Annotated in this window: 8 protein-coding genes; 3 read left to right on the top strand and 5 right to left on the bottom strand. The window is 43.3% G+C overall.

Annotated elements, in window-relative coordinates:
- Positions 1-79: 79 nt before the first annotated feature.
- Positions 80-889: a Cof-type HAD-IIB family hydrolase gene (locus AB4209_RS19700; RefSeq protein ID WP_048615105.1), complete on the bottom strand. Its 810-nt coding sequence runs from the start codon at positions 887-889 to the stop codon at positions 80-82.
- A 184-nt stretch (positions 890-1,073) separates the two neighbouring features.
- Here AB4209_RS19700 and queE point away from each other — a divergent pair, with 184 nt between their 5' ends.
- Both queE and queC read left to right on the top strand, forming a co-directional pair.
- Complete coding sequence (gene queE, locus AB4209_RS19695; RefSeq protein ID WP_346762947.1) at positions 1,074-1,742, top strand: 7-carboxy-7-deazaguanine synthase QueE; 669 nt, start codon at positions 1,074-1,076, stop codon at positions 1,740-1,742.
- Between the two features lie 58 nt (positions 1,743-1,800).
- Entirely contained in the window at positions 1,801-2,496 is a 696-nt protein-coding gene (queC, locus tag AB4209_RS19690) for a 7-cyano-7-deazaguanine synthase QueC (RefSeq protein ID WP_017063822.1), read from the top strand.
- Here queC and AB4209_RS19685 read toward each other — a convergent pair.
- The 4 genes from AB4209_RS19685 to AB4209_RS19670 all read right to left on the bottom strand — a co-directional run bounded on the left by AB4209_RS19685 (position 2,456) and on the right by AB4209_RS19670 (position 7,015).
- A complete protein-coding gene (locus AB4209_RS19685) occupies positions 2,456-4,483 on the bottom strand; it encodes a diguanylate cyclase (protein WP_102397896.1) in 2,028 nt (675 codons plus the stop codon). The genes queC and AB4209_RS19685 overlap by 41 nt on opposite strands.
- A gap of 162 nt (positions 4,484-4,645) precedes the next feature.
- Positions 4,646-4,996: a DUF2750 domain-containing protein gene (locus tag AB4209_RS19680; protein ID WP_017062305.1), complete on the bottom strand. Its 351-nt coding sequence runs from the start codon at positions 4,994-4,996 to the stop codon at positions 4,646-4,648.
- A 136-nt stretch (positions 4,997-5,132) separates the two neighbouring features.
- Positions 5,133-5,750, bottom strand: a complete 618-nt coding sequence (locus AB4209_RS19675; protein ID WP_102394663.1) for an OmpA family protein — start codon at positions 5,748-5,750, stop codon at positions 5,133-5,135.
- Complete coding sequence (locus AB4209_RS19670; protein WP_102394665.1) at positions 5,750-7,015, bottom strand: TolC family outer membrane protein; 1,266 nt, start codon at positions 7,013-7,015, stop codon at positions 5,750-5,752. Before AB4209_RS19670 ends, AB4209_RS19675 begins: the two co-directional genes overlap by 1 nt.
- A gap of 442 nt (positions 7,016-7,457) precedes the next feature.
- On the opposite strand from AB4209_RS19670, the gene AB4209_RS19665 reads away from it, so the two are divergent.
- On the top strand, positions 7,458-8,488 hold a 1,031-nt coding region (locus AB4209_RS19665), incomplete at its 3' end, for an Ig-like domain-containing protein (protein WP_123056715.1).

Genomic DNA, 8,488 nt, shown 5'->3' with positions numbered 1-8,488 from the left:
AGGACGGAGGCCGTGAGGCCCCCTCCTACTCGATTCTGAAACAAGCAAAAAGTAATTCTTATTAGAACCTGTTGAGCGTTTATGAGTTGAAGATAAACTTCTCAATCGCGACCGCTACACCATGGTCGTCGTTGCTAGCTGTGATGTGATCCGCCAGTTTCTTGGTTTCTTCCATTGCGTTTTCCATTGCAATGCCAAGGCCTGCGTATTCAAGCATATGGTGATCGTTTTCAGCATCACCCATGCAGATGACTTCTTCCGCTTTAATGCCTAAGTGTTTCGCTATCGCTTCAATACCGACACCCTTGTTTGATTTCGGGTTTAGGAACTCTAAGAAGAATGGTGCACTTTGTACGATAGTAAACTGAGTCTTAAGCTCTTGTGGCAACTTACCGATGATTTCAGTCAGCTTGCTTGGTTCAGCGACAATCATAGTTTTGATGATTTCGTGGTCATCTTCTAGTTGAGAAAAGTCGAACTCGGTTATATCTAAGCCATTAATACGCGCTTCAATACCAGTGTACTCATTGTTCTCAGGTGTGATTAAGCCGTGGATCTTGCTGAAAGCATGGACATAACCACCAAGCTGTTCAGCGAGGGCAGCAATCTCTTTTGCGGCTTTACCGTTGCTGATCTCACTGTGAATGATCTCTTTTGTTGATACGTTCTGAACCATAGAGCCGTTATAGAAGAGTACAAAGTCATCCTCGCCGTCAATCGAAAGCTCATCTAATTTGCTTTGCATGCCTTCTAAAGGGCGACCAGAAGCGAGAACCACTTTCACACCTGCAGCTCGTGCTTTGGCGATTGCGTCTTTGTTCTCTTGAGAAATCACTTTTTCACTGTTGAGTAGTGTGCCATCCATATCAAGAGCAATCAGTTTGTACATGTTGTTCCTTACTAAAAAATTAAAAGCTAACGAAATCTATGGGCGAAAGGATAAGGGAACTTGAAAGTTCAGGCTAGGGCTTTGATCAACTCATTTATCAGTACTCATTTGTTTGACCAAAAGGGGGAAGTGCTTTAAGGTCTGCGGTTGATTAATTTCATCAAATGATTGAGCTGAGGGAAAGTTGTACAAGATTAATGAAATGTTTGAAACCATTCAGGGTGAGGGCGTGTTTACTGGCGTTCCCGCTGTTTTTGTTCGTCTGCAAATTTGCCCAGTGGGCTGTTCTTGGTGTGATACCAAGCAGACCTGGGAAGCGTTGCCAGAAGAGGAAACCAGCCTTGGCGATATTATGGTTAAGACAGAAGATTCACCTACTTGGTCAGCAATCGATGCTCAAGGAATCGTGAATGAATATATCAAGCAAGGTTACACTGCTAAGCACATTGTGATTACTGGTGGTGAGCCATGCATTTATGATCTTGTTCCTCTTACTGAAGCGTTTGAGCAGCACGGTTGTCGCTGTCAGATTGAGACTAGCGGAACATCAGAAGTTAAAGCCACACCGGACACTTGGGTTACGGTGTCACCGAAAGTGGCGATGAAAGCGAAACTGGAAATCTTAGATAGCGCCTTGCAACGTGCTAACGAAATTAAGCATCCAGTAGGTACAAGCAAAGACATCGAACAACTTGACGGTTTATTGGAGCGAGCAGCAGTTCCTAACGACACTGTTATCGCTCTGCAACCAATCAGCCAAAAAGACCGCGCTACTCAGCTTTGTATTGATACCTGCATTGAGCGCAATTGGCGCTTATCAATACAAACTCACAAATATTTGAGCATCGCATAGGTTGTATTTTTACTGGGCAAGATAAGTCGCTAGTAGAAGGTTCTCGTAAGGATTTAAGATGAAAAAAGCAGTGGTAGTATTCAGTGGTGGTCAAGACTCAACAACGTGTCTTGTTCAAGCATTAAAAGAGTATGATGAAGTTCATGCGATTACGTTTGATTATGGTCAGCGCCATAGACTCGAGATTGAAGTTGCTGAGTCATTGTCGAAAGAGCTTGGTGTGAAAGCGCACAAAGTGATGGATGTGACTCTGTTGAATGAACTGGCTATCAGCTCTTTGACTCGTGACGATATTCCTGTGTCTCATGAGCTGCAAGAGAATGGGCTGCCGAATTCATTCGTTCCTGGTCGTAATATTCTATTTCTGACTCTAGCGGGTATTTACGCTTACCAAATCGGTGCTGAAACCGTGATTACAGGTGTGTGTGAAACAGACTTTTCTGGTTACCCTGATTGTCGTAATGACTTTGTGAAGGCGATGAACTCTGCACTTGTACAAGGTATGGACAAGCAGCTTGATATCAAAACACCGCTAATGTGGTTAAACAAGGCTGAGACATGGGCGCTAGCAGACCAGTACTCAGCACTTGAACTTGTTAGAAACAAAACACTGACTTGTTACAACGGCATTGTTGGTGATGGCTGTGGCGATTGTCCGGCATGTGAACTGCGTAAAGTTGGCCTTAACGATTACCTCGGTGATCGCGAAAGCATCATGGCTGAGTTGGTTCGCAAACAGGCTGAGAATAAATAATTTCAGGTAAATCAATCGGTTCGTTATATGCATCAATAATGCAGTTTCGGCCGTTGCTTTTGGCTTGATAGAGTGCTTGGTCGAGCACTGAATACAAGTCATCAAAGTCACTTAATGCGTTTGAGGTTGCTAGATAAGCAAAACTCGCGGTCACATTAAGTGACTTTTTGCTTTCTGATAAAAAGACAGTGCTTGAAATGGCGTAGTGCAACTCTTCAACGCGTTCTCGTACCTCTGCTGGTGGGGTATCGGTTAACATGATGACAAATTCTTCACCCCCTAAGCGACCAAACAATTCACCATTCACTAAGTGTTTTCTAATTTGATCACTAATATGGACCAGTGCCCGATCACCAGTAGGGTGCCCATGCTCATCATTAATCTTCTTAAACTTATCTAGATCGAGCAGCACGAGCACATGCTGTTTGTCCGTCCCTTTACAGCGTTTCACTCTTTTGATTCTTCGAATTATCTCAGTTCGGCTATATGCTTTCGTTAAGCCATCAATTGCTGCTTTTGCGCGAACCGTTTTGTTTATCAATACCGTGAAGCTTGCAGCGCAAAGCAACAGAATAACAACGATGTTGTACATCCATCTTTGATGTTCCATTTTTTCAATTTGAACGCGGTCGAGTTTCGTCTGATGTGTCAGGAAAGAGCTTTCTAGTTCTTGTTCATATTTGGCGTGCGTCAGGCCGAGCGCTTCGAGTGCGAGTCGATTGTCGATATCTCTAGCTTCCATTTGTATTGACGAGTATCGCTGGTAGAAATAGAAAGCTTGTTGGTAATCGCTGAGTGATTGATGAATATCAGAAAGCTGAAGAAGTGACTGCGCGATGTATTTGTGCCTTGTGACCTGTTCTGCTAATTCTAGCGCTTGTTGAGCATAGTTGAGCGCTTCAGTTGGCAGTTTCTGTTCTTCGAACATATCGCTGATCGCCAAGTAAGCATTGATGCGAATAACATCATTGCTCAGTTCGCTCGAAGCTGAAAGAGACTCGATTAGGTAGGCTCTCGCCACATCATAGTTTTTCGTTTGAGTGTACGCTTTTCCTAAGCCAAGATTTGTTAGTGCGATACCGTAGCTATGTGACGATGAGCTCAACAGTGTTCTTGCTGTCTGAAAGTGATGAATTGCTAGTTCACTTTGCTCTTGGTTAAGGTAGAGATCCGCAAGGCTGTGATGCACTTGTGCTTTCATTAAATCTGAAGCGTTTACTCTGAGAATGAGAGCTTGCTCTAGATACTCCGCCGATTTTTCATATTGCTTTAATTCTTTGAGCAAGTTACCCACATCGTTGTAAACCCCTGAAATATCATGCCCTTGTGGAAACACGTTTATTAGTGATAGGTAGGTGTCTAGTGCAGCTTGATAGTCACTGCGGAAATGATGATTGTTCGCGATGACTCGATAAGTCCCGAATTTTGGTAATACAGGGTCAGCGATGTCATGTAAATCTGACTGAAGGGCAGAGCAGTAATAGTTCGCTTGATGGTATTTAGCTTGCTCGTTAAGCGATCGGCATAGCTGGTACTTTAGTAAGGCTTTACCAGTTAAATCACTGCGAGATTGCATTTTCGCCAAAAGTGTTAGAAAGCCTTGTTGTGCTTGTTCATATTGGCCTTTGCCGTCTTTCCTCAGAGCAGAAATAAACGCTGTTTCTATCGCTTGGTAGTCATTGTCGTTTGAAGCGATTCCGTAGAACGGCTGATCTCGGTGGCTCATGTATTGATACAGAAGAGACGCAAGGTAAAGCTTATCTCCGTAATCCGTTGACCCGATGTAGCGTGTTTGCAGCATGTTTAATGCGCGCTCAGGAGAGTGGTTTAAAGTAGAGAGATAAAGTGCGTTCCAATCAGCATTTGGAGTAGAGCTTAAATTGGAGGTATAGACTGGTGAATAGTGGTCACGATCTGACGTTGATACTTGGCTATAAGAACAAAAGCTAATGAGTAGTAGAAAGGTAACAAAAACGAAGTGATTCACAAGAGACGATCAATCAGATAAAGAACGATATTCTATTATTAGTTTGATGTTGCTTCAAATTTTGAAAGGTACAGCTACGAGGTTATGCGAGGTAGGTCTCTAATTTGTTGATACTAATCAGAGGTATATCGGTCGCACGATTCGCGCGACCGATATCGGAAATTAGATGTATAATTTCGCTAGGTCAGAAGGCTCAAGCTCTTTGCCTTCTAATGTTGCATTCCAGTTAGTACCAACAAGAACGCCGTCTTCAGCAAGAGTCAGTAACCAATCTTCTACAAAGATATCTAGTGGAATTTCTAATACTTCGAAGTCAGCCCACTCTTCAACGTTGTGAGTTTGAGCATCTTCTTTTGAAGACCAGAATGGCATCACTTCGCTGTTTTCGAATTCACTTGAGTCACATGCTAGCCAACCTTCTTCGTTGCGAAGGCCCCATACCAGTTTAGTTTCTTGTGTTTCAGAAACGAAAAGTTCTAGATTTGCTTGAGTATCAGCTGTTAGTTTGCTCATGGATTAATTCTCTATGTTGATAACGTGGCAAGATTAACATTATAGACGGCTTAGGTATATGCTATTCAAGGAATTATCACCATACTGAAACGTTAACTTAAGATAACGTTTCAGTATGGAAAAAGCAGAGTAACACCTACTTTTTGATTTTGGTGAAGATGTGCCATTCTTCTTTGATATTACCCTTAAACCCAACAACGGAAGCAACAACTTTTCGATGCAGTGCGTGATTGATTTGAGTGTCATCGCTGCTGAATTCAGAATCGCCATGACCGACGATGTTGACTCTAGATGGCTGAATACCGTTGCTGATAAGCGCACGCCTTACATGCGATGCACGTTCTTTCGAAAGCTTTAGGTTGTGTGCCGCATTACCTACTTTACTGGCATAACCTTGCAATTCAATGCTTGTGCTCTCGTAGCGCTTCAAAAACGCAGCCATTTGGCGTATCTGCCCTAGAAAGACAGGGTTTATTTCCGTGGAATTATTAGCGAAGAGTATATGCAGCTCTTTCTTTTCCGATGACTCGAAATATGATCCACAACCGTCGTTATCGATCTCAGCACCAATTTGCGTATCGGGACATAAATCTCTCGCGTTGATTACACCGTCATTATCATCATCTTGAAGATCGTAAATTTGAGTAACAGGCGGAAGAGATCGATATTCGAATTCGTCCTCGCTGTTTTCAGCTAAAGCATTGGCAGATACAACCATGAAGCAAAGCGATAATACTGTGTTGGTAAGCTTCATTAATATTCCACCTTTTCATTCCATTCTTCTGGGATCTCAACTCGTAAACCGATGAGTAGGTTACCAGTTGCGTTCATTACGCGATATTTTGCGTATTGCTCGTCATACTTAGCATCTAAATAGCCTTTACGAGCTTCGAATAATTCATTCTCGGTGTTAAGCAAGTCGAGAAGAGTACGTTTACCGATGCGGTATTGTTTCTCATATGAGATAACCGTGTCTGATGCCGAGTCTACGTGGTCAGATAGAAACTCTTTTTGCTGAACCGTTAAATCAAGTGCGCTCCATGAAAGACGCAGACTCTCCTCAACATTGCGATAAGTGCTTTCGCGAAGGTCTTTGGCTTTGTTGAGTTGGTAAGCTGCACTCTCTGCACGATCTTGATCCGAACCACCATTGTAAAGGTTGTATCTTAAACGAACCATCGCAGAAAACTCGTCACTGCTTCCAGGAGTGCCACCGGCATCATCACGCCAAGTTTGGGCAGCTTCAAAAGAAACAGTCGGGTAGTTGGTGCTTTTGGATTGTTTGTATTGGAATTTGGCTGAGTCAACATCGGCTTGCGCAATCTTGATGACTGGATGCTGGTTAAACGCTTTTGCCAACGCACCATCAACCGTATAAGGAATCGCGCCCGCATCTGCGCGAGGGAAAGTTAACCCTAACGGAGATTGACCAACAAGTCTTTTAAACTGTGTGTGTGTATCAAAAAGGTTGTTTTGAGCAGCTAGCAAATTCCCGTGCGCTTTCGCAATACGAGCTTCAACTTGTGACATATCTGCGGTTGAACCAATACCTGATTCCACGCGCTTACGAATGTCGTTATATATCTCTTTGTGCGTCGCTAGGTTGTTTTCAGACAGAGAAAGCACTTCGTAGGCTTTCACTGCATCAAGATAAACCTTTGTGACTTCTAAAGCGATATCTTGCGCGTTAGATAGTAGTTGATAGCGCACAGACTCTGCATCAGCGGCAGTACGGTCGATATCGTTGGATGTATTAGCACCATCCCATATTAACTGGGTCAAGGTGATCGTTGCTTCTTTTCTAGTCAGGTCGGTGGTGTCTTGATTGGTTACAAGATCAGTATGTTCATAACCAATCCCACCATCTAAGTCTATACTTGGTCGATAAGCACCACCAGAAGCGTCGTTAAGATAACGCTTACTGATATATTCGTTATAAGCACTTTTGATTTCAGGGTTGCTTTCCAACGTAGAAGCGACAGCTTGCTCTAAGGTTTGTGCTGTAGCTGGAAAGGTCAGTGCTAAAGCTAGCCCTATGGTCGTCGTTTGAATCCTGTTCAATTTGCATCTCTCCAAAATGAATCACACCTGAGTCTTAATTTTGCACGATAATATACAAAATTCAGATGAACCGCCAAAAAATTCACGATCGCTACAATTGGCGCTCGTAAATAGTTGTAAAGTTGTTAACCGATCGCTGTGCGTATTGTGATGTTTTGATGCACTTTGAACCCTATTAATATGTCAATTATTTTTCTTTAGCACAATAACTTATGTGGAATTTGAGAGCGCTTTCGATATTGATGTGTGTGACCGTTGTCATCATGGTGTATATGACCTTGTTAAAATATGCATTCATAACTATGAATTATATGGTGTTAGGTGTTATATTTTGTCTAATATTATAAATACAATGTCACTATTTTGACGTTTTGATTGAAAATGGGTTTTAGGGGTTTATATGGACATGACAGTATTGAATGTGAGCGGTGCATTAGCACTTGGCCAGCGCATTGTTATTTCGGTAGATGGTACAATTAAAGTCCTAGAAGACGGCCAGCCATTGCAATCGGGGGATGTCATTCTTGAATCCCTAAATGCCCCTAATACTCCGGAAGTATCAGCGAAGCGTTTTTCACCCGAAGCTGGGGAGGTCGAACTTGACCAAGATATCGCTGATATTTTTGCTGCATTAGAAGAAGGCCAAGACCCCGCTGAACTCGGTGAAGAGTTTGCGACAGCTGCCGGTCAAAATGGCTCGAGTTTAGGGACTAGCGGAACTATTGAGCGTGATGGCGAAGAAACAATCCCTGGTACTGAGTTCATCACTACGGGGTTTGAAGCGCTAGGCATGTCTCGTACTCAAAGCCTGAGCCTTCTCGATGCTTTTCGATCTTTTAACAACGAACCTACCTTTGTTGATAATAATAACTCTCCTGTCGGCGAAACTCTCTCATTTACAACCGATGAAGATACTCCAGTAAACGGAACCCTTTCAGCTTCAGACGAAGACGGTGACTCTCTGTCTTTCACCAAAGCCACTGATCCCTCAAACGGAACTGTTGTTGTCGATGAAAACGGTGACTGGACCTACACACCTAATGAAAACTACAACGGTGATGATAGCTTTACGGTTGTTGTCTCCGATGGCCAAGGTGGCACGGACACCATAACCGTCAATGTCGGCGTTACTCCAGTCAATGACTTACCTGTCGGTGAAGATGTCTCAGTCACCACGGATGAAGATGCTCCAGTAAGTGGCTCACTCACTGCAACAGACGCGGATAACGACCAATTAACGTTTAGCAAAGGCACAGAGCCATCGAATGGCTCGGTAGTCGTTGACGAAAATGGTAATTGGACATACACCCCAGACGAGAACTATAACGGCAGCGATAGCTTTACTGTAGTGGTTGATGACGGTCAGGGCGGTACAGATACAATCACGGTTGATGTTGGGGTTACGCCGGTTGAAGACGACTCAGAAATCAC

Source organism: Vibrio sp. 10N.286.48.C11 (assembly GCF_041469805.1).
Taxonomy (GTDB): Bacteria; Pseudomonadota; Gammaproteobacteria; order Enterobacterales; family Vibrionaceae; genus Vibrio; species Vibrio crassostreae_C.
This window is presented reverse-complemented; position numbering and strand designations above follow the sequence as displayed.